The sequence below is a fragment of the Paraflavitalea soli genome (genome assembly GCF_003555545.1).
Taxonomy (GTDB): Bacteria; Bacteroidota; Bacteroidia; order Chitinophagales; family Chitinophagaceae; genus Paraflavitalea; species Paraflavitalea soli.
In genome coordinates this window covers 62,988-84,434 of the sequence record NZ_CP032157.1, presented here as the reverse complement: position 1 = coordinate 84,434, position 21,447 = coordinate 62,988, and the positions used below count along the sequence as shown (strand labels likewise).

The 21,447-nt window shown below is 49.1% G+C and carries 16 protein-coding genes; 7 read left to right on the top strand and 9 right to left on the bottom strand.

What is annotated here, in order from left to right; genetic code table 11:
• Window positions 1-121: 121 nt before the first annotated feature.
• From D3H65_RS00340 to D3H65_RS00320, 5 genes are all read left to right on the top strand, one after another.
• Complete coding sequence (locus D3H65_RS00340) at window positions 122-877, top strand: DUF3823 domain-containing protein (protein ID WP_119048356.1); 756 nt, start codon at window positions 122-124, stop codon at window positions 875-877.
• A 250-nt stretch (window positions 878-1,127) separates the two neighbouring features.
• A complete protein-coding gene (locus tag D3H65_RS00335) occupies window positions 1,128-2,660 on the top strand; it encodes an alpha-N-arabinofuranosidase (protein ID WP_119048355.1) in 1,533 nt (510 codons plus the stop codon).
• Between the two features lie 8 nt (window positions 2,661-2,668).
• Complete coding sequence (locus D3H65_RS00330; RefSeq protein WP_119048354.1) at window positions 2,669-4,633, top strand: alpha-L-arabinofuranosidase C-terminal domain-containing protein; 1,965 nt, start codon at window positions 2,669-2,671, stop codon at window positions 4,631-4,633.
• Between the two features lie 105 nt (window positions 4,634-4,738).
• A complete protein-coding gene (locus D3H65_RS00325; RefSeq protein ID WP_245999649.1) occupies window positions 4,739-5,713 on the top strand; it encodes an arabinan endo-1,5-alpha-L-arabinosidase in 975 nt (324 codons plus the stop codon).
• Between the two features lie 117 nt (window positions 5,714-5,830).
• Complete coding sequence (locus D3H65_RS00320) at window positions 5,831-6,250, top strand: DUF2147 domain-containing protein (protein ID WP_119048353.1); 420 nt, start codon at window positions 5,831-5,833, stop codon at window positions 6,248-6,250.
• Between the two features lie 63 nt (window positions 6,251-6,313).
• Here D3H65_RS00320 and D3H65_RS00315 read toward each other — a convergent pair whose 3' ends face one another.
• From D3H65_RS00315 to D3H65_RS00305, 3 genes are all read right to left on the bottom strand, one after another.
• On the bottom strand, window positions 6,314-8,725 hold the full coding sequence (locus D3H65_RS00315; RefSeq protein WP_211345589.1) for a TonB-dependent receptor domain-containing protein: 2,412 nt from the start codon (window positions 8,723-8,725) through the stop codon (window positions 6,314-6,316).
• Window positions 8,726-8,863: 138 nt separating this feature from the next.
• Window positions 8,864-10,036: a helix-turn-helix domain-containing protein gene (locus tag D3H65_RS00310; RefSeq protein WP_119048351.1), complete on the bottom strand. Its 1,173-nt coding sequence runs from the start codon at window positions 10,034-10,036 to the stop codon at window positions 8,864-8,866.
• 35 nt (window positions 10,037-10,071) lie between these two features.
• Window positions 10,072-10,776, bottom strand: a complete 705-nt coding sequence (locus tag D3H65_RS00305; protein ID WP_119048350.1) for an NUDIX hydrolase — start codon at window positions 10,774-10,776, stop codon at window positions 10,072-10,074.
• A 113-nt stretch (window positions 10,777-10,889) separates the two neighbouring features.
• On the opposite strand from D3H65_RS00305, the gene D3H65_RS00300 reads away from it, so the two are divergent.
• A complete protein-coding gene (locus D3H65_RS00300; protein ID WP_119048349.1) occupies window positions 10,890-11,792 on the top strand; it encodes a serine hydrolase in 903 nt (300 codons plus the stop codon).
• Window positions 11,793-11,846: 54 nt separating this feature from the next.
• Here the strand turns inward: D3H65_RS00300 and D3H65_RS00295 are convergent, their stop codons facing one another.
• Both D3H65_RS00295 and D3H65_RS00290 read right to left on the bottom strand, forming a co-directional pair.
• Entirely contained in the window at window positions 11,847-12,110 is a 264-nt protein-coding gene (locus D3H65_RS00295; protein ID WP_119048348.1) for a CBU_0592 family membrane protein, read from the bottom strand.
• A gap of 34 nt (window positions 12,111-12,144) precedes the next feature.
• Window positions 12,145-12,522 carry a winged helix-turn-helix transcriptional regulator gene (locus tag D3H65_RS00290; RefSeq protein ID WP_119048347.1) on the bottom strand — a complete coding sequence of 126 codons (378 nt, stop codon included), beginning with the start codon at window positions 12,520-12,522 and terminating at the stop codon, window positions 12,145-12,147.
• Between the two features lie 91 nt (window positions 12,523-12,613).
• Here D3H65_RS00290 and D3H65_RS00285 point away from each other — a divergent pair, with 91 nt between their 5' ends.
• Window positions 12,614-13,354, top strand: coding sequence for an SDR family oxidoreductase (locus tag D3H65_RS00285; RefSeq protein WP_119048346.1), 741 nt, complete (start codon window positions 12,614-12,616; stop codon window positions 13,352-13,354).
• Between the two features lie 112 nt (window positions 13,355-13,466).
• Here the strand turns inward: D3H65_RS00285 and D3H65_RS00280 are convergent, their stop codons facing one another.
• The 4 genes from D3H65_RS00280 to D3H65_RS00265 all read right to left on the bottom strand — a co-directional run bounded on the left by D3H65_RS00280 (window position 13,467) and on the right by D3H65_RS00265 (window position 21,414).
• On the bottom strand, window positions 13,467-16,934 hold the full coding sequence (locus D3H65_RS00280) for a glycosyl hydrolase (RefSeq protein ID WP_162915311.1): 3,468 nt from the start codon (window positions 16,932-16,934) through the stop codon (window positions 13,467-13,469).
• 773 nt (window positions 16,935-17,707) lie between these two features.
• Window positions 17,708-18,418 (bottom strand): LytR/AlgR family response regulator transcription factor, encoded by a 711-nt coding sequence (locus tag D3H65_RS00275; protein WP_119048344.1) that lies wholly within the window; start codon window positions 18,416-18,418, stop codon window positions 17,708-17,710.
• Window positions 18,419-18,432: 14 nt separating this feature from the next.
• Window positions 18,433-19,785 carry a serine hydrolase gene (locus D3H65_RS00270; RefSeq protein WP_119048343.1) on the bottom strand — a complete coding sequence of 451 codons (1,353 nt, stop codon included), beginning with the start codon at window positions 19,783-19,785 and terminating at the stop codon, window positions 18,433-18,435.
• Between the two features lie 18 nt (window positions 19,786-19,803).
• A complete protein-coding gene (locus D3H65_RS00265; protein WP_119048342.1) occupies window positions 19,804-21,414 on the bottom strand; it encodes a sensor histidine kinase in 1,611 nt (536 codons plus the stop codon).
• Window positions 21,415-21,447: the final 33 nt, after the last annotated feature.

The following is a 21,447-nucleotide window of genomic DNA, read 5'->3' as shown; positions in this document are numbered from 1 at the left end:
CACCCTGAGCTTGCCGAAGGGCAGCCGAAGGTGTCTAAAGGAGCTTGTCGAAGGGTGGGTCGCCCTTCAAGGGCGGCTCACCCTGACCCAAAGAATTTGATTCACTAATAATACCAAGGTTATGAAACTAAATATCTTCCTTTCTCTATCACTGGCCCTCCTGCTGCTGGCCAGCTGCACCAAGGACAATTACGATCCTCCCGGCTCTACCCTTACCGGCAGGGTAGTATACCAGGGACAACCAATAGGTGTACGTACACCCGCAGTCAACAATACCGGCGGCTCTACTACCGGCGGCGTACAGTTGGAACTCTGGCAACGCGGCTACCAGTTATTTACCAAAATACCTGTATACATCAACCAGGATGGGACTTTCTCCGCATCCTTGTTTGATGGAGATTACAAGTTGGTACGCCTCGGTGGCGCCCCCTGGCAGAACAATACCGACTCTATTGATATACAGGTGCGTGGTTCCATGAGCATTGATGTGCCCGTGGTGCCTTACTTCACCGTCAACACGCCTTCCTTTACTTTCAATAAGACCGATACAACCATTACCGGCACTTTTACAGCTACCCAGGTAGTGGCGGGCCGGACAGTAGAATCGGCTTCCATCAGTGTAGGATCGACCCAGTTTGTGGACATCATCAATTGTGTCGTCTCCCGCAATGGAAGCGCTGCGCCTGGTACACCTGCCAGCATTACCATTTCCGTCAATCCGGCCCGCTATCCGGCCGCCAGCCAGGACCTGATCCGGAAAAAACTCGCAGAATTGCTGCAAAAACAATACAGCTATCTGCGTATTGGGGTTAAAACCAATGGCGTAGGGGAAAGTATCTATTCATCCGTGCAAAAAATCGATCTTAAATTCCAGTAGAAAAACCAACAATCGTAAGCAGTTGTTTTGTTTATTACTAATAAGCCTGCTGTTTCTACCGCAGGCTTATTATATTTGAATAACCGTACCTTTTACACTTAATAAAAAGAATGTCAGACTGAGCAGAGTCACCCTGAGCTTGTCGAAGGGTGGGTCGCCCTCTAAGGGCGGCTCACCCTGATCTAAAGGAGCTTGTCGAAGGGTTGTCGAAGCCATATAAGTTAAAATGCATCAAACCAAATATAGAATTATGAAACAATTGCTTTTCCTTCCATTGGCGCTGTCCGGTTGCCTTGCCACCTTCGGACAAAATGAGATCACCGTCAATGCCGACGATGCCAAACAGATCATCAGCAAACAGATCTACGGCCACTTTGCAGAACACCTGGGCCGTTGTGTGTACGGCGGTTTTTATGTGGGCGAAAACAGTAAGATACCCAACACAGCAGGCGTGCGCAATGATGTGGTCGCTGCCTTAAAGAAATTAAAGATCGCCAACCTGCGCTGGCCCGGTGGCTGCTTTGCCGACACTTACCATTGGAAAGATGGTATCGGCCCCAAAGACAAGCGCCCTTCCATGGTCAATACCTGGTGGGGAGGCGTTACAGAAAACAATAGCTTCGGCACACATGATTTCCTCAACATGTGCGAGCTCATTGGTACAGAACCCTACCTGGCCGGCAATGTGGGCAGTGGTACCGTACAGGAACTATCCGATTGGGTGCAGTATGTGAACTTTGCCGGCGAAAGCCCGATGTCCAACCTGCGCAAACAAAATGGCCGCGACAAACCCTGGAATGTGAAATACTGGGGCGTAGGCAATGAAGCCTGGGGCTGCGGTGGCAATATGCGCCCGGATTATTATGCCGACATCTATCGTAAATATTCCACCTTCATGACCGGCTGGTCAGAAGGCAATATTTTCCGCATTGCTTCCGGCGCCAATTCTTCAGATTATAACTGGACCGAAGTCCTCATGAAAAATATTCCCGGCAATATGGTGAGCGGTCTTGCCCTCCACCACTATTCCGTGATCGACTGGAATCGTAAAGGACCTTCCACCACTTTTAGTGAAGACCAGTACTTTACTACCATGCAGCGCGCACTGTTCATGGATTCACTGATCATCAAGCACTCCGCCATCATGGATAAGTACGATCCACGTAAGCGCATAGCGCTGGTAGTGGATGAATGGGGTGGTTGGTATGATGTAGAACCAGGCTCCAATCCCGGTTTCCTCTACCAGCAAAATACCATGCGCGATGCCATGATTGCCGGTGTAACCCTCAACATCTTCCACAACCACAGCGACCGCGTACGGATGGCCAACCTGGCACAGACCATCAATGTGCTCCAGGCCGTATTACTGACCAATGAGGAAAAAATGATCCTCACCCCTACCTACCATGTGATGGAAATGTACAATGTGCACCAGGATGCCAAACTGCTGCCCATTACCATCAAAACGAAAGACTATACACTGGGTAATAAAAAGTTGCCGGCAGTATCCTGCTCCGCTTCCAGGGACTCTTTGGGTGTAACCCATATCTCTCTCGTCAATATCGATGCTAAGAACGGACAGGACATTACCCTCAACCTCAAGGGAGGAAAATATGCCGCCGTTACCGGCAGGATACTGGCTTCCGGAAAAATAGAAGACCACAATACTTTTGAAAACCCCGATAAAGTAAAACCAGCTACCTTCAATGGCGCTGTATTAAAAGGAACGACCCTTACTGTAAAACTGCCGGCTTGCTCAGTAGTAGTGCTGGAATTAAAATAATAAAGTCAATGAAACGATTAGCCATACTGGCAGCAGGCGTCTCTTTGATAGCCTGTCAACTCACTGCTCAAACCACCCAGGTTTTCACGGTCAAGGCCAACCAGGTAAAAGCACCTGTACAGAAGACGATGTGGGGTATCTTCTTCGAAGACATCAACTTTGGCGCCGACGGCGGCATCTATGCCGAGCTGGTGAAGAACCGGTCTTTTGAATTTGCCACGCCCCTCATGGGCTGGAAAGAACAAAAGCTCAACAATGCCCAGGGCGCCGTACTTATCATCAACCGGGGTGAGCAATCAACCAATCCCCGCTATGCCCGCTTCACCGTACGTTCTGCCAGCGGATATGGCATTACCAACGAAGGATTCCGCGGCATGGGCATTACCGCCAATCAGCAGTACGATCTCTCCCTGCTGGCACGGGCAACCGAAGGCAGAACCAAACTCCGTATTGAATTGGTCAGTGCCAACAACCAAAAGATCGCCGAAACAAGTATCAATCTTGCCGGTAATGAATGGAAGAAATACACCGCATCACTCACCGCCACCACCACCGATCCCAAAGCCAAACTCAATATCTGGTTCGATGGCACCGGTGTTGTAGATGCCGATATGATCTCCCTGTTTCCCAAAAACACCTGGAAGAACCGCCCCGGTGGCCTGCGTGCCGACCTCGTTCAACTGCTGGCCGATATGAAGCCGGGCTTCCTGCGCTTTCCCGGGGGTTGTATAGTAGAGGGACGTGAATTGGAAAACCGCTACCAATGGAAGAAGACCATTGGGGCGGTGGATGAGCGTGAAGTGATCATCAACCGCTGGAATACAGAATTCCGGCACAAGCTCACCCCCGATTATTACCAGTCGTTTGGTCTTGGCTTCTATGAATACTTCCTCCTGGCCGATGATATTGGCGCCGAGCCCCTGCCCATTCTTAACTGTGGTATGGCCTGCCAGTTCAATACAGCCGAAGTAGTGCCCACAGAAGACCTGGACCCTTATATCCAGGATGCCCTTGACCTGATCGAGTTTGCCAATGGTGGTACCGATACCAAATGGGGTAAAGTGCGCGCACAAATGGGACACCCTGCACCTTTCAACCTGAAACTGCTGGGCGTGGGCAACGAGCAATGGGGCGAACAATATATTGAGCGGTACAAGCTCTTTGCCAAAGCCATCAAGGAAAAATATCCTGCTGTACAACTGGTGAGCAGCGTAGGTCCCAATCCTGATGGTCCTTTGTTTGATTACCTCGATCCCACCCTGCGTGGATTGAAGGCCGATATACTGGATGAACATTATTACCGCGCGCCGGACTGGTTCCTGAAGAATGCCCGCCGTTATGATAATTATGACCGCAAGGGTCCTAAAATATTTGCCGGAGAATATGCCGCCCAAAGCAAGGCCGTCGCCTCTGCCGACAACAGCAATAACTGGCAATGTGCTTTGTCCGAAGCCGCTTTCATGACCGGTCTCGAGCGCAATGCCGATGTAGTGCACATGGCTTCCTATGCCCCCCTCTTTGCCCATGCAGAAGGATGGCAATGGACGCCCGACCTCATCTGGTTCAACAACCTGCAGTCTTATGGCACTCCCAACTACTATGTACAAAAGCTGTTCTCTGTTAATAAAGGCACCCATGTAGTCAACATGACCCTCAACAATGAAATCGCTGGCGGGCAAAATGGTCTTTATGCCAATGCCTGTATTGACAGTGTTGCCAAAGAAGTGATCGTTAAGATCGTGAACACCGGGGCCACACCACAAAGCAGCGAAGTAAACATTGAAGGCGTGAAGAAGCTGGCCACCACCGCCAACGTGGAAGTATTGAAAAATGAGGACCTGCAACAGGCCAATTCCTTTGCCCAACCAACAGGTATCAGCCCGCAACCAACTACCCTCCCCTTCAAAGGAAAGAAACTGCCCGTAACACTGGCGCCTTATTCCTTCCAGGTGATCCGGGTGAAGATATTATGAGTGTAGAGACGTGACACCTAAGTTGAGAGAGAGATGACACCTTTCCCTTGCGATGCGGACGAAAGGTGTCACCTCTTTTGTCAGTGTGAGTAACACAAAAAGTGAATGATGCGTTTGCTTACTATATTCCTTTGTTTATTGCTGGGAACCTTCAATGATGGTCTCACCCAAACCAATATCTCCGTCCATGACCCCGTAATGATCAAGCAGGATAGCGTCTATTACCTGTTCTGTACAGGCCGTGGCATCAGTGTATGGTCGTCGAAGGACATGAAGAGTTGGCAGCGGGAGAAACAGGTCTTTGATACCCTGCCCTGGGGCGTAAAGGCCGTGCCGGGTTTCAAAAACCATATTTGGGCGCCGGATATCTCCTACCACAACGGTTTGTACTACCTGTTCTATTCCGTATCGGCTTTTGGCAAAAACACTTCCTGCATTGGCATGGCTACCACTCCCACCCTGCACCCGGCCGATCCGGCTTTCCATTGGACCGACCATGGCAAGATCATTGAGTCCATACCGGGCAGGGATATGTGGAATGCCATTGACCCCAATGTGATATGGGATGAGCAGGACCAGCCCTGGCTGGCATTTGGTTCCTTTTGGAATGGGCTCAAACTGGTAAAGCTCAACCAATCCCTCACAGCTATTGATACGCCGCAACAATGGCATACCATTGCCAGCCGCAAGAACAATTATTACATGCCCGATTCCTCCGCCGGCGATGGCGCTATTGAAGCGCCGTTCATCGTAAAGAGAGGCAATTACTATTATCTGTTTGCCTCTATTGATTATTGCTGCAAAGGCGAGCAAAGTACCTATAAAATGATCACAGGCCGGGCAGAAAAGCTAACCGGTCCCTACCTCGACAAAGCAGGCATCCCCCTGGTAAAAAACGGTGGCACCATCCTGTTGCAAGGTGATAAGGACTGGCATGGTGTAGGCCACAATGCCGTATGCACCTTCGACGGTATCGATTACCTGGTATTTCATGGTTATGATGCCAAAGACCGCGGCCGCTCCAAACTGCGCATGGAAAAGCTCGACTGGACTACCGGCTGGCCGGAGGTAGTACGCTAAACCTCACTTACTACTTCATACGCTATGCTGGCTTTTTTTGTTACCTTGCTATGCCTACGCCCTGACTCAACAACACACATGAGTGATAGCATCAAGTTCTGACATCAAATCATTATTATGAAGAAACTAATGTTGTTGTGGCTGTTGTGCGCATCCCTGGGCACACAGGCGCAAACTTACCAGGCAGATGACGTTACAGGCACCTGGCTTACCAGCGACAAAACAGGCCAGATCTCCATCTACAAGGTCAATGACAAATACTATGGCAAGATCAAAAGTGGCAGCAGCAAGGAACACTTCGATGTGCACAATCCCGATCCTCAAAAGAGAAAAGACTCCCTGATAGGTCTCCAACTGCTCAAAAATTTCAAATTTGACGGGGAAGGTGAATGGGAAAAGGGCACCATCTACGATCCCAAAAGCGGCAAGACCTACAGCTGCACCATGACATTAACAGATAAAAACACCTTAAAGATCAGGGGATACGTTGGCATCAGTCTCTTTGGCCGAACCGAAATATGGACCCGGATCAGGTAGGCCTGTCGGGCTGAGCTTGTCGAAGCCTTCCCTCGTTGCTTCTGTGCTTGGTTGCCTCGTTGCCTAATTCGCCCTTTTCCTATCCTCCTCATTGCCAAAATTCCGTTGCTTCACATTGATCTTATTGTTGCCAAACTGGTATACCAGCGACAGCCTGAAAAACCGACTGCTATTGTTTTCTTTATACACCTGCTTAATACCATTCACCGTAGAAGTATAATCTTTCAGCCAGGCTGTATTGAATACATCATTCACCAGCAAGGAGGCCGTCAATTTGTTGCCCAGCAGGTTTTGTTTCAACCCGATGTTCAATCCCGACATATAGCCCACTGAATAAAGTCCCCTTTTAACAGGAGAACTGTACATATAGTCTACCTGAAATTTGGTAGCGCTGCTGAAAGAGATCGTATTATTGGTAGAAAGGTATAGTTGCAGGCCACTGAGGGGTATTGCATTGATTTGATCCGCAAACCTGTTCTTTGACCCTAACAGGTACACCGTGCTTTGACTTTGCCACCAGGGGGTAATGCTCATAGAGTAACTTTCCCCAATCCCATAATAGTATTCCTTAAAATAGTTCTGACGTGATATCACCAGCGTATTCGTTTGCGGATTGGAAGTGAATACCGGTCCAAAACCACCTGTAGTGATATTAAAAAACAGGTTCGTTCTTAATGCCCCCTTGTATACATGCGTAAGCTCGAAATTATCACTAAAAGCAGGTTGTAAAAAAGGGTTCCCTTCCGAATAACTGGTACTGTTGATATAAGACCGGAATGGATTTAACAGCGTAAACCCAGGCCTGTTGATCCTTCTGCCATAGTTCAACACAAAGCTATGGTCATTGCCAGGTTCATAGCCCACATAGACCGTCGGGAATAGCTTCAGGTAATTGTTCCGGGTGGTTTGCTCCAACGTCTTTGAACGCCCCGTAGTTTGCGTATTCTCCAGGCGAAGCCCGGCCTGCAGCGTCCACTTTTTATTGATCGCTTTTGATCCGTTCACATAGATAGCCTGGTTATTTTCCCGGTATACAAATTCATCAGAGCGTTTGGGGTCCAGCACGGGTGTTCCGGTAATCGTGTTAAAATACCGGATATCCCCTTCACTCCGGGTGGTGCTCCATTTGGCCCCATAGCCAAGGACCATAAATGGCAACGGATGTTCCATATCCACCCGCACGCTGCCATTGTCAATATGCTGATTCGATACATTCCTGGCCGACTGGTCTGTGCGCAGGAACTGCCCGTTAGGCGTAAAGGTGGCCGCCGCAAAATTGTTATCCAGCAAACTATTGTACCTGAAATAATCAACATCCACAGACAGCTTCCGGCCAGCCGAATCCAGTTTGGATACCAGGTGGCCATTGAAGGTTTGGCTTCCCGTATGCACGTTCCTGTATCCCGTATTGAGCAGGAAGGAATCAAGGCCGCCATTCGTATTAAAGACCTGGTTGCGCACCCGGTCCCTGCTGTCGGGATCGGTCGTATTGACCAGGTAGTGCACCCCGATGCTGGTATGGCGGGTAAGCTCATAATCCAGCGTCATACGGCCCGACAGGTTGTTTTCTTTTTGCCTGCCCGTGTAATCGAGCAACCAGGGGCCTGAAGCATACGAGGTAGTCAACCCCTGCATCACTTTACGATCTCCCAGCTTGCCGCTGCCGCTCAGGGAAACCCTCCATTTGTTTTTATTGTACAAAAAAGTGTTACTCAATGACCAGCCGGCATAGCTGTTTTGATCATAAGCCAGCGTGGTAGCGTTTTTCCAGGCATTGTTCAATCCTTTTTTCAGTACGATATTGATCAACCCGCCATCGCCGCCCGCTTCATATTGGGCCGGGGGATTGGCCATCACTTCAATGCGCTGAATATCGCCGGCCGGAATGGATTCCAGGAAACGTACCAGATCTTCCCCTGCTAATTCCACTATACGCCCATCCACCATCACCCGGGCAGCGCCCTTACCCAGCATACTGATGGCGTTTTGCTGCACCACAATGCCCGGTGCGGCACTGATGGCCTGGATCGCATTGCCGCCGGTGGCCACCACACTGTTCTCTACATTCAATACCAGCCGGTCGGGCCTGTATTCGATCAGCTTCTTTGGGCTCACCACCGTCACCGCCGTCAGCGCTTCCGGGGTTGGCCGGAGGCTCACAACACCTATCGCTGTATCCTGTTCCAGGTAGATCTCCTTTTGCCAGTTGGCATAACCCAGGAAACTAATGGTGAGCCTATACTGCCCTTTGCCGGCATTTAGTTCAAAACTGCCATCCGCTTTGGTTACCGCGCCTGTTACCAGCTGCCCCTGGGGGGTAGCCAGCATCACATTGGCCCAGGCCAGCGCCTCTTCCTTCTTTTGCACTTTTCCACTCAATCTTACCTGGGCAGTTGCCAGGGCAGGCATCAGGCATAACAAGATCAGGGTCATTATTAGCGTGCTGCTGCCGTTTGTGTTCATTCCTTTTTTCACGATGTAATTAATTTGACACAAACCTGGCGAAAGTGGCGGCGGGAATGGTCCGACCATAAAAAGTCGAACCATTTGCTGCTCCACAAATCGGTTCGACCTTCTTGCGGGAAGTAGGACTTTTTCCTAACTATCTCGTAATTAGCTGTTTTTGTACTGCGTAGGCGTCATACCACTCACCTTCTTAAAAGCGGTATTGAAGGAAGATTTTGAGTTGAATCCAACCTCATAAAAGACCTCCTGGATATTCAGGCCCTGCCTGGCAGGGTCCTTCAGGATGCTCATGGCTTTGCGGATGCGGTATTCATTGATGAAGTCGAAGAAGTGCTGCCCAAGGTGGTGATTGATGAGGATCGAGAGGTCCCTGGCCGGTATTTTCATCTGTGCAGCCAGTGCATGCACCGTAAGGGAGGGCTCTAAAAAGGGTTCCTGTTGGTCCATGAAATTTTTCAAGGCTCCCACTTTTTGTTCCATTTCCTGGTTGACCGGTGTTTCCATGGCCGGCTGGTCAACTGTATTCGTGGTAACCGGGCCCTGACTTACCGGCGTGGACAATATCATTTTCTCTACGGGCTGAATACCCGGGTCGACCGTCCTGAACAACGTGGGATTATACAATGCTTTCAACACAAACCAACACAATAACAGGGTGGCATTCAGGCCCACGATCAGCTGTGCATTGGCAAAGAAACCGGAATTCCCCGTATAGCCCACCAGGTCCTTCAGCCATACAATCGAATGCACCACCGTAACAATCGTTACCAGCTGGAAAAGCCACCGGTAGGTGATCGACCCGGCATCGGCATAGTTTTCCAGGAAGATCCTTTTGTATTTGCCCAGCACCCGGTAGATGCCCACGATGTAAAAAACAAACTGCAGGTGCCCCAGTATATTACCGACTATATAATCAGGGCTTTCCCGATAAGTTTCCAGGAACCGGATCTTGGCCGCTTCGTCCAATATATAAAACCGGGGAATCAATACCAGGTTGGCTACTACCAGTGGGATAGCATGCAGCAGGTGCACCGGCCGCAACCTGAAATTAGAATAGCAAAGCGCCAGGGCATACAAATAAAAGAGAGGATTGATGAGCCAGGAGAGCCGGGATTTAAACAATAGCAGGTTCAGATGGCTCAACATGTACTGGTCAAGAAACCAGGCACTGATATCGATTGCATTGAATAAGATGAATAGACCCAGCAGGATATTGGCCAGCTTATTCTTTGTTTTAACCGTACATAAGAACACGGAAAAGAGGATAGAAATAAAAACTACGATAAGGCTGAGTATACTGAGTAAATTGAACTTTTCCATTGAATGGTTTTGCCTTACCCCCTATTCCCCTGCCCCTAGATCAGATTATGCGCATTGGGGATGATGTTCAGGAAATTATGGAATTTGGAATTGTATTTACGTTTATCCAGTTTATAATAGAAGGCACCGCGTTTTGAACTCTCCTTTTCTTTCTCCTTTTGCTTTACCAGCAAACCGGTAGACAATACCTTGCGGCTGAAATTGCGTTTGTCGATCTCCGCATCATAAATACCCTCATACAAGGTTTGCAGCTGGGGGAGTGTAAACTTGTCGGGCAGCAGTTCAAAAAGAATAGGATGCAGGGCCGCTTTGTACTGCAGCCGGTCTTTGGCCATATCGATCATTTCCTCGTGGTCAAAGATCAAACGGGGGTGTTTACGGATGGGAAACCACTCAGCATGGAAATCATCATTGATCTGTTGCTGGTACTTCCGTATATCGATCAGGCTGAAATAAGTGATAGAGGCAGTACGCTCTGCCGGATCGCGGTTGGGATCTCCGAAAGCGTGTAATTGTTCCATGTATACACCGCTCAGGCCCGTTAGCTCTTTCAACACCCGGGCAGCGGCCCCTTCAAAGCTTTCCGTGGGTTTTACAAAGCCTCCCATAAGGCTCCATTTGCCCCTTTCCGGTTCAAAGCCACGCTGTATGAGTAACAGTTTCAACTCTTGTCCGTCGAAGCCAAATATGATACAATCTACAGCTACAAGCAATCGGGTTTGTTGGGAATAACGTTTCATGTGAAGTCTAAAATATGGATAAAAATAATAAACATTAGACTATGATGAACTTTTTATATACCATCCTTGCTCAATTTCCGCTAATTTTAGTTTAGTGTTCTAACCTCAATCGTATGCGTAAAATTTTATCCCCCATATCATTTTTCCTGATCCCCTGTATCCTCACCTCCTGCCAATCAGCTATGACACCCGATCAATTGAAACAGGCCATCACCACCGAACTGGCCAAAAATGAAGGTCAGTTTGCCGTCGCTTTCAGCGACCCGGCCACCTGCACCACCCTGCTGATCAATGCCGACAGCAGCTTCCATGCCGCCAGCACCATGAAAACACCTGTACTCATAGAAGTATACAAACAGGCGGCAGCCGGCACCCTGTCCCTTACAGATTCTGTGCTGGTCAAAAATGAATTCCATAGCATTGTAGACAGCAGCACCTATAGCCTCAACCCGGAGGATGACAGCGAAAAGAAGCTCTATACCCTCATTGGTACCAAGAGGACCTTGTACGACCTGGTATACGATATGATCATCATGAGCAGCAACCTGGCCACCAATATTGTGATAGAAAAGGCAGACGCTAAAAAGGTAACGCAGACCATGCGCGACCTGGGCGCGAAAGATATACAGGTGTTGCGGGGGGTAGAAGACAGTAAGGCCTACCAGCAGGGACTCAACAATACCACTACCGCCTACGATCTGATGGTCATTTTCCAGAAAATGGCTGCCGGCGAAACCGTGGACTCCGCCGCCTCGCAGGCTATGATCAACATCCTCCTGGACCAGCATTTCAACGAGATCATCCCGGCCAAACTACCCAAAGATATTAAGGTAGCCCACAAAACCGGCAATATCACCGGTGTGCAGCATGATTCCGGTATTGTATTCCTGCCCGATGGCAGGAAGTATGTGCTGGTATTACTATCTAAAGGGATCAAAGACGAAAAGGCTGCGGTGGCCTCCATGGCCCGGGTATCGGAGATGATCTATCAGTATATGGTGCAGCCTAAGCAGTAACTGCGGGTGCCCATGCAATGCAGTTTTTCGTACAGAAAGGAACACCCATTAACTTTAAGCTATCTCTTCCTCTTTTTTACGGGCTGCTTTGTGCCGGATGATGGTCACCACCGGAATAAAGACCCATATAATATTCACTGCCATGGAGGGATAGGCATGGTGAAAGGCAGTATTGATGATCAGGAAAGCGCTTCCCGCTATATTCAGCAGGTAGTAAGTCAGGGAATCGGCCGGTAGTTTTTTATTCATATTCATAGCATAGGCTACCAATACCAGCAAAGAGCCTGTCCAGCCAAGGATCTCAATTATCAGCATCATTAGTTTTTACAATAAGTAGTACACAAAAATAGCTTTATACAGCTTTCAGGTGCTCTTCTTTCATCTTCTTTTTCAGGCGGGCAATACCCCAATCGGACAAGCTTTTCAGTAGTTCCTGCATCGAACGCCCATCGGCAGTCAATTCATATTCCACCCTGGGTGGCACTTCTGCATAAACAATACGCTTCACCAGGCCATCACGCTCCAACTCACGCAACTGTAATACCAGCATCCTTTCCGATACACCCGTCAGCCCTTTGCGCAATTCGTTATACCGCATCCTGCCTTCCAGCAGCCTGCACATGATGCTGGGCTTCCAGCGGCCACCGATCAGGGAAAGCGTATGGGCCATGCCACAATGGGCATCAAGGGTCACTTTATTCCGCGTATTGGTTGAATTAATCTTTCTCATACTTACTTTTTTGTTAGTACTTAACAATTTTATCAGTACTGGCAAATCTACGACTACTCAATTAGCTTTGCAAACAATAAATACACAGCATATGAAACGTCTTGAAAACAAAGTGGCATTCGTAACCGGCGGCAGCCGGGGCATTGGAGCAGGTATTGTTAAACGTTTGGCAGCGGAAGGAGCCGCTGTAGCATTTACGTATGCGCAATCGGCCACTGCAGCGGCAGGAATTGTAGCAGCCATTGAAGCAGCCGGTGGCAAGGCCCTGGCCATACAGGCCGACAATCACGCACCCGAAGCACTTCCCCGGGCAGTAGAAGAAACTGTTAAAACCTTCGGCCGTATCGACATACTGGTCAACAATGCCGGTTTGTATGTGGCGAATACCATCGAAGGATACAGCCTGCAGGATTATGATGATACCATGAATGTGAATGTACGTGCCGTATTCCAGGCTTCACAGGCAGCTGCCCGGCATATGCAAGCGGGCAGCCGCATCATCACCATTGGCAGCAATATGGCCGACCGCGTAACAGACTCTCATGGCGCCTTGTATGCCATGAGCAAATCGGCCCTCATTGGCCTCAATAAAGGTATGGCGCGTGATCTGGGCCCGAAAGGAATTACGGTCAACCTGGTACAACCCGGCCCGATCGACACTGACATGAACCCGGCTACTTCAGCCCATGCCGCCGCAGCCCGCAGCCGCATGATCATTCCACAGTATGGCACGCCCGCACAGATCGCCGGTCTGGTTGCTTACCTCGCCAGTGAGGAAAGTGCCTTCATGACCGGTACTGCCATCACCATGGATGGAGGTTATAATGTATAACCACCGTTATTTACTTTATTTGATGCCGCTCAACTAATAGCGGCAGGCGCCGTCCGGCTGGTTGCTGTACTGGCATTGACCAATGAGGGTAAAGGTCTGCCCCTTTATCAAATTATCTCATTAATATTACCTGTCCCATCAACCCTGCCGGCAACAATGGTTTCCCTTGCAAACGGAAAGGTGCCGTTGTCCAGGTAATACGTTTTTCTGCCGGCAACCGCTCATCGCCGATCAGGCGGTTGGCCCAGGTATTCGTTACTTCAATTTCCAACTCATTGATCCCGCGTTTCAATCCTTTGGCAATATTGATCCGGTAAGGCGGGGTCCATGCCGTACCACAATCGATCCCGTTCACTATTACACGAGCCAGGTTGCTGATGCTATCCATCAGCAACCATACAGGCTTACCATCTATCGCATCGGGCCAGTCAAACCGTTTTGCATAAACGGCTGTACCGGAATAATGATGCAGGGTTGTATCTGCCTGCTCTGTCCAGCTTGTCAGTTCATGAAATACAACCGGCCGTACAGGTCCACCCATTTTATCATCGAACTGCACCAGCCAATCTCCCTGTAGTGTATCCTTTTGATAAGGTTGCCCTTTTCTAAGGAAGGTATTTTCTACCCTTCGCCTGAATACCAGGAAGAGGGATTCGTTTTTATACAGGTACATGGGCACAATGGTACGCCCCCCGCTGCGCTCCCATTCTACTTTGGTGCGCTTACCGCCGGATACGGCATCCCATATCTCCGGTTCTTTACCTGTAAGCCTTACCGATACATTGAGCAGCCTGCCACTATCCAGCTGGTTAGAGATAAAGTAAATATCAAAGTCTTTTCCTTTCCGGTGCGCCCATGCCACGCCGGGCGCCCGCTTACCATCCTTCTCCGTTACAGTTACATCTCTTTCGATGCCAATACCGGCAAACGACTCCGCCGTATAAGCGCCTGTAAGCAGCTTACCTTTTACACCACCAGCTTTCTTACCATTGGCACCAGGTATACCGCGCAGCACTTTCTTTTCCAACATATCCTGCAGGGAAGGCGATTGTGTTGGCGCTTCTGACATCACTACCGTAGCGCCGTCTTTTACCAGTTGGGCAATCTTTTGTTCTACGGCCGCACTCATGTAATGCGGATCAGGGTTCAAGGTATTGGCTGCCGGCAATACCAGCACGCCATAACTGGCGCCACCCGGCAATACAATACGTTTATTCTTTACAGTGGCCAATCGTAATAAGGCATCGGGATTGATGGCATCATAGGCATAGCCCCACAGGGGATCGATCCATTCTTCCGGGTCGGCCATATTGGCCGAATGAGTTACTCCCGCAGGCCGCTGACGAAGGGGTATGCCTGCATTGACCATCCGCCTGGTTTCACTGGCCACTCTTTCCTGGCCCATGATACCTGGCAAGGTAGTCACCAGCCGCTCGGGCAATACCGCCCGGCGGGGCAATTCTTCTCCGGTAAATATGGCCACATCGGCTACGGGCTGCCCCAATTGCAACATTGCCTGGCTTCTCTGTAAATATTCCATCCAGGCTTTGCCTGGTTTCCACCAGGTCTGGTCACGCTGGAAATAGCCTCCTACTCCATCGAGTGTCATGCCCGGCTTGCGGTCTATCCAGGGATTGTGGGTGAATACATGCAATACCAGCCTGTTGACCCCGAGGGAAAAATTACGGTCGCCCAGTGCTTTCAACATACCGGGATGTTCGTCCCAGTTCATGCGCAGGGTAGTAAAACTCTCTGCCTGTATAATCCGTTTGCCATAGATATGCCCGGCCGAAATGGCATCCAGCATATCATTGGGTTTATCATGCGTGGGACTATTGAGCCAAAACTCGCCCATGGGTATATCTACATAACGGTAATGCAGCATGCCATCACTCAGCATGGTGGGCGCTACACTTTCTGCTGTGAATTGTGTTCCCTGCTCATGTGCCAGTTTGGCCAGGGTGCCATAAAAATTATCAGCTACCAGGGCCGCAATGGTTTGCCGCACATCATACAGGAAACCTTCCGACACAGCCGCACTTTCTACGGGCGTACCGGTCATTGCCAGCAGGTAAGGCTGCAGATCATATCCCCGGCGTTTTTTAAACTCTGCAGGGAATACGGGGCTCCAATTCTGACTGCCGCACTCCCAGCTGTCGATATAGAATAATTTGATCACTTCCTTCGCCAGTTCAGGTCCGGCCACTTTCACCGTTTCGCCAAACCATTTATCAAATTGCAATTGTATGGCTGCCGGGTTGAATTTATCACACTCCAGTCCTTTGCCCCCGCCACCGGTCGCATTGGTATGACCGGTAGAAGTATGTCCTATCCGCACGATCACCCAGTTGCCCGCAGGCGCCTGCCAGGATAGTTTACCTGAGTCATCCATTTTACCCGTGAGATTCACAATGGACAGCAGGGGCACACATACCGAATCGGGCGCCTGTTGCACGGTAGTCTTTTTGCTCACGCGCCATATCGATCCATTCTTGCCTTCGTATTGGTTCAAAACCGGTTCGTCGGACAGGTAGATGCCGGCCAGTTTCAAAGAGGGTTTCCATTTTGCAGCATCCAGGTCTTCTGCGCCCGGCTCCGATCCAACCTTGTCATACACAAAGCGAAAATAGCTGGCCGTTGTGGCTGGTATGGCATGCGTTACATCTTCATCCGTATCCTGCCAGCCATGGCGGGGTGGCTCCAGCCGGGTAACGGTGGTAAATTCATACCCGTCATTGCTCACCTGCACCAGCAGGCGGTGGGCCTGGTAATTGTTGCCACCGGAGTGGATGGTGATGGAACGGCAGGTAAAGGGCTGTGGGTATTTGTATTGGATCCAGCACACCGAATCGCTTTTAAAACTATCCTTGCCGCCATTGTCGAAGGCGAGGAACTGTGCTTTAGCGCCGGGCATGCTGGTACTTACTTTGGGTATGAATACCGTATCGCTGAAAGCCTGGGTGCTATTGGCCGGGTAGGCCAGTATGGCTATATCTTTATAATAATCTTCATTGGTTTCCGGCTGGGGCAGGGAAAGACTCAGCTCCGCTCCTCCTTTGACGTACTCTTTGCTCCATACCAATTTTTGCATCGACAGTTCCGGGGTAATCCAGGGACCGCCTGCCAGGGCATAGCCATCGCCCACGTGGATGGCCATTTTCAGGTTCAGCCTTTTGGCCTCTTCCAGGGCAAAGCGCACCATGCCCCACCATTCGGGTGTAAGCTGCCGTATGGGTGGGTTAAAGAGCGGCGGTGAAGTAGTGTCCTTTATGCACACCAAATGAGCGCCCCCGATGCCTGCTTCGTGCATGGCTTCCAGATCGGCGGTGATGCCTGCTTTGGAAACACCGGCCTGCATCCAATACCATAATACCCAGGGCCGGGCGCTGGCCGGAAGCTGTTGAAAAAAGTCATCTGTAAGCCTGCCAATGGTATCAGCCGGCAGCGGTGAAGTAGTGGAATTGGGAAGATTTTCCTGTAAATGGTTAACCAATGGCCCGGCAGTACCGGGCTTGGGATAAATGGGGTTGGCAGCTGTGCTACTATGCTGAAACCACGAACCGCCAAGGACTAAGGACACCAGGCCCGCAACCAAAATTGAACTCTTGTGCATCATATGAAAGCCTTATCACGTGTGAAGTTATGGTAACTGACGATTTCACCTAAAAAAAACGGGGCCAACGGAGAACCGTTACCCCAACTTGCTTGCTTTTTGCTATATGAAACGCTTACTGTTCCGGCAGGTGCCAGGAGATAGGGAAATGCTTTAATTGATCTCCTAAAAATATAAGGACGGCTGGCTCCGGCAAATGGCATATCCGGGCAAGATGATGGATTATTTGATTATTTTTTGAGAGATACGATGTTCAACAAGTTCTGGTGGCAGCCGAGTGGGAGCTGGATTGCCTGAACAAGGCCCGGATACTGATTACACATTGCCTAAACAAGGCCTAAACTACTATTATACAGCGCTTTAGACCCTATTTAGGCTATGTGTAGACAATGTGCAGACAATGTGTAGACAATGTGTGGGCTATATGCCATGTATAGTTATTTTAGGATGCCGCCACCGGCAAGCTATCAGCGCAGGTTTTTGAGCAGCCTTCACTCAGAAGGCCATTAGAGATGAATGGCGGGCAGCTTTCTTGACGACAACACTTGTGTACAAGATTTAAGAAGTGGGCTTGTTGAGGGTGTAATGAGTTTTAATAACGAACAAGCTACAGGTGAGCAGGGGCACACAAGAAAGTGACCTTAGCCGGGTTTTGTTCGTATCTGAGTATTACCAAGACTATATCTTGTAATTACTTTTCCAATGATGCTGACCGAGGATGCGGCGGTAACGCCAGCATTTCAATCTCCTTTCATACTTTTCTTTACCAGCCTTTCCACCTCACCCGCATAGGCCGGGCCTACCGGCAAACTGGTTTGTTGTATCCAGATGTTATTTTTATCCGTTTTGGTAACGTGCTTACGGCCCACTATGTAGGATCGGTGAATACGAATAAAATCTGCCGACGGCAATAAGATCTCTGCTTCGGCCATGGTAAGGCGGGACAGTATTTTTTGCTGCGGCAATACAAACTGCATATAGTTGCCGCTGCTTTCCACGTACAGAATATCATCCAGTTCCACCCGTATCTGTTCGTAGCCGCTCTTGATAAACACAGCTGTTGAAGCAGGGGCCACCTGTCCTTTGTTTCGCCTCAATTCCCATTGTTGACTGGCCTTATTACAAGCTTTCAGGAAACGGGCCTGTGAAAAAGGTTTCAGCAGGTAATCAATGGCATCGAGCTCAAAGCTCTGCACGGCATGTTCACTATAAGCAGTGGTAAAGATCACCATGGGTGGATCGGCAAGGGCCTGCAGGAAATCAATGCCGGAGATATCGGGCATTTTAATATCCAGGAACAGCAGGTCTACTTTCTCTTTACGCAAATAAGCCATGGCCTCAAAAGCATTGGTAAACCCCTGCACCAGGTCAATGAAATGTATCTTCTCCGCCAGGTTCTTCACCACTTCCACGGCAATGGGTTCATCATCTATTACGATCGCTTTTAGCATAGGCGCGCTGGTAGTTATTTAATTTTGTTGGCAGGCCTGGGGTCTCCGTTTGGATTGATCATCATCCGCAATACCTGCCCTTTTTCATCCATCTCAAAATATATCTTAAACTCATGTTCATTGCTAAGAAAGAAATGCGAATCATCCAAAGCCAGTAGTTCGGAAGGCGGACCATTGTGTGGCCGGGCCATCAACCGCCCGCTTTCGAGCACCACATCTACCAGCACCCCATTGGCCTCGATCTTATAGGTGCCGGTGTATCTTTTCAGCACTTCTTCCCTTATCGCCACGGCCTTTAGCTGCACCGGAATGGCATACGGTTTACCATACAGCGCCGCCAGCACCCGCCGGGTAATATTGCCCATGCCCGGTATCTCCGTATTACTTAGTAAAATAACACATACATCATCTTCCGGCACCCGGGCCAGATCGCTCCTGAAACCAAAGATACCACCGCTGTGCGATACCATCCGCTTACCATACAAAGAATCGATGATCCATCCATAGCCGTAATTATTTTTAAACGGTGTATAAGCCTTTTGCATCAGGTCTTTTCCTATGATCCTATACTGTTGTAAACCCTGATGCCACTTGTACAGGTCCTCCACGGTGGAATAAACAGCCCCTGCGGAGAAGGGTACAGTGGAATCTACAACAGGCGCGGGGGTGGATCGATTTCCGGTTGAATCTATTTTATACCCCACTGCCTTATCCATGCTGCTGAGGTGTATAAAATCAAAACCGCTGTGCTGCATCTTCAGCGGATCAAAAATATATTGGCGTATTGCTTTTTCATAAGGCTGGCCGGTTACCTGTTCAATAATACAGCCCAGCAAAAAGTAGCCTGCATTGCTATAGCTCCAATTGGTGCCGGGTGCAAAATCAAGAGGCTGGTTCCTAAAGTACCCCATCATTTCCTCCTTACCTACCGGCCGGACGGTTTGCAGGTGCATGAGCTCCCCATTGCGGGTATAATCGTAAATGCCGGAGGTATGGGTCAATAAATGCTCAATGGTAATGCTATCACCATGCGGATAGCCCGGGTAAAACTTACTGAGTTTATCTGTCAGGGCCAGCTTTTTAAATTCTACTAACTTCAGCACCAGCGTGGAAGTAAACTGCTTGGTAACGGAAGCAATCTGAAAAACGGTGTGGGGGTCATTGGGACGCTGCTCCTGATAGTTGCTGTAGCCATAACCTTTGTCGAGTAATACCTGTCCATGCCGGGCTACCAATACCGACCCGCTGAATTTACCCTGATTGGTATAAGCTTGCATCAGTTCGTCTAATTTTTGTGCAGTGCTGTTTTGTGTACAGGCATATTGGGCAAACCCAATGGCCCATATCATGGCAAATAGTTTCTTCATATTGTTTTTTTTAAATGATCAGGGTTGCAGGGATAACCGAACAATGTATTCCTGCTCATTGGTTTTAATATCTATCGCATGTTTACCGGGATAGAGCAAGGTAAGTCTTTCCAGTACATTGGTAAGCCCTATGCCGGAATGCTCTGTTTCGGGATCATTAGGCGCGGGAGGATGTATACTGTTACGCACTTCAAATCGGATCCCTTTTTCATTACAGCTGAGTATGATGCTGATCCACGACTTTTCCCGGAGGCTCACACCATGCTTAAAAGCATTTTCCACGAAAGGGATCAGGATCATAGGTGCGATGGGGTGGTTACAACCTTGTTCATCAATATGATCTTCAATGACCATATCTGGAGAAGCAGGGGTACGAAGCTTTTGCAGAGCGATATAGTTTTGCAGGTATTCCACTTCCTTACTCATAGGTATCAGGTCCTGGTGGTTCTCATGCAGCATAAAACGCATCATATCCCCCAGCATTTGTATGCCTGCTGCCGAATCTGGCGCTTTTTCCCGCAGGGCCGTACCGTATAAAGTATTAAGGGCATTGAATAAAAAATGGGGGTTGATCTGCGAACGGAGAAATTGCAGATCGGCCCGTGATTTTACCAGCGCTTCTTCTGCCCCTCTCAATTGCAATATCCTGTCTTTTCTTTGTTGGTAGATGAGCCAGGAAACCGGTGTGGTGATCAGCAATTGCATGCCCCAGCAGATCATACAAAAAATGAACAGTCTGGCTGGCATATCCAAACCATCAAAGGTGAAAAAAGGGAAGGTGCAGAGCAAAGAAGATACCAGCAGCTGAATGAGTGACCTGAAACTGAATACAGGACCTCCTTCCTTTTGTGGGAACAACCAATACGTATTGACCATAAATACCAGGAAGGTAGCCGGAATAAAACCCATACAAATGATCCGGAAACCAGCGCCTGAAAAAATATTGAAGAGCAGTATAATAGCCACAGCCGTCCAATATACCAGTGCTGCCAAAGTAAACTGGTTGAACACCAATATCCGGAAGGCACGGTTCTTATCCTGCTTCTCTACAAAACGAATGATCACCTCCCGTATGCAACCCAGCAGCATGACCACACCTACCAGTGACAGCGCCCTGTCGAACCCCGTAAACAAACTTTGCTGCGGATGATCATTATAGCCCAGTAAGGACAATAACTGAAATCCGCCATAGTTAAAATACCAGGGATGCGCATAATAAGTAGCAGAGTTAAAACCCAGGGCCAGGAACCAACTCAACAACAAATAAAGGAAAGCCGCCAATACCAGCCTCAGCAATATCTTACTGGTAGCAGCCTGCCAGGATAGTTTTTTAAATATAGGAATGATGACCTTATTGACGCCGAGATATACCAGGTACAATACCAGGACGGTATTCAACTGCGGGAACAACACATTGGTATTATAGTTAAAAGCCTGGCCATGCTGGTGATAAGGTATCTTATAGGTTGGTTCTATTTCCAGATCGGTGAGGGTAAACCTATCCCACAGGTCCCGCGCCATGCGAATGAGCGCAAAGAGGGTAACGAATATCAGCTCATGCCTTCTCCACCACAACTTCCCTGGTGTAACTATTGTATCGGTAGATAAATCCTTAGTCTGCAATGCCATGCGTGATAATTTTCAACAAGATTAGCCCTTAAA

What these genes read in the sequence shown, in the direction of transcription:
- D3H65_RS00340 (WP_119048356.1), top strand. Translation starts at nt 122, where the DNA reads ATGAAACTAAATATCTTCCTTTCTCTATCACTGGCCCTCCTGCTGCTG.
- D3H65_RS00300 (WP_119048349.1), top strand. Translation starts at nt 10,890, where the DNA reads ATGCGTAAAATTTTATCCCCCATATCATTTTTCCTGATCCCCTGTATC.
- D3H65_RS00275 (WP_119048344.1), bottom strand. Translation starts at nt 18,418, where the DNA reads ATGCTAAAAGCGATCGTAATAGATGATGAACCCATTGCCGTGGAAGTG.
- D3H65_RS00320 (WP_119048353.1), top strand. Translation starts at nt 5,831, where the DNA reads ATGAAGAAACTAATGTTGTTGTGGCTGTTGTGCGCATCCCTGGGCACA.
- D3H65_RS00290 (WP_119048347.1), bottom strand. Translation starts at nt 12,522, where the DNA reads ATGAGAAAGATTAATTCAACCAATACGCGGAATAAAGTGACCCTTGAT.
- D3H65_RS00270 (WP_119048343.1), bottom strand. Translation starts at nt 19,785, where the DNA reads ATGAAGAAACTATTTGCCATGATATGGGCCATTGGGTTTGCCCAATAT.
- D3H65_RS00330 (WP_119048354.1), top strand. Translation starts at nt 2,669, where the DNA reads ATGAAACGATTAGCCATACTGGCAGCAGGCGTCTCTTTGATAGCCTGT.
- D3H65_RS00325 (WP_245999649.1), top strand. Translation starts at nt 4,739, where the DNA reads ATGATGCGTTTGCTTACTATATTCCTTTGTTTATTGCTGGGAACCTTC.
- D3H65_RS00265 (WP_119048342.1), bottom strand. Translation starts at nt 21,414, where the DNA reads ATGGCATTGCAGACTAAGGATTTATCTACCGATACAATAGTTACACCA.
- D3H65_RS00310 (WP_119048351.1), bottom strand. Translation starts at nt 10,036, where the DNA reads ATGGAAAAGTTCAATTTACTCAGTATACTCAGCCTTATCGTAGTTTTT.
- D3H65_RS00335 (WP_119048355.1), top strand. Translation starts at nt 1,128, where the DNA reads ATGAAACAATTGCTTTTCCTTCCATTGGCGCTGTCCGGTTGCCTTGCC.
- D3H65_RS00285 (WP_119048346.1), top strand. Translation starts at nt 12,614, where the DNA reads ATGAAACGTCTTGAAAACAAAGTGGCATTCGTAACCGGCGGCAGCCGG.
- D3H65_RS00305 (WP_119048350.1), bottom strand. Translation starts at nt 10,776, where the DNA reads ATGAAACGTTATTCCCAACAAACCCGATTGCTTGTAGCTGTAGATTGT.
- D3H65_RS00295 (WP_119048348.1), bottom strand. Translation starts at nt 12,110, where the DNA reads ATGATGCTGATAATTGAGATCCTTGGCTGGACAGGCTCTTTGCTGGTA.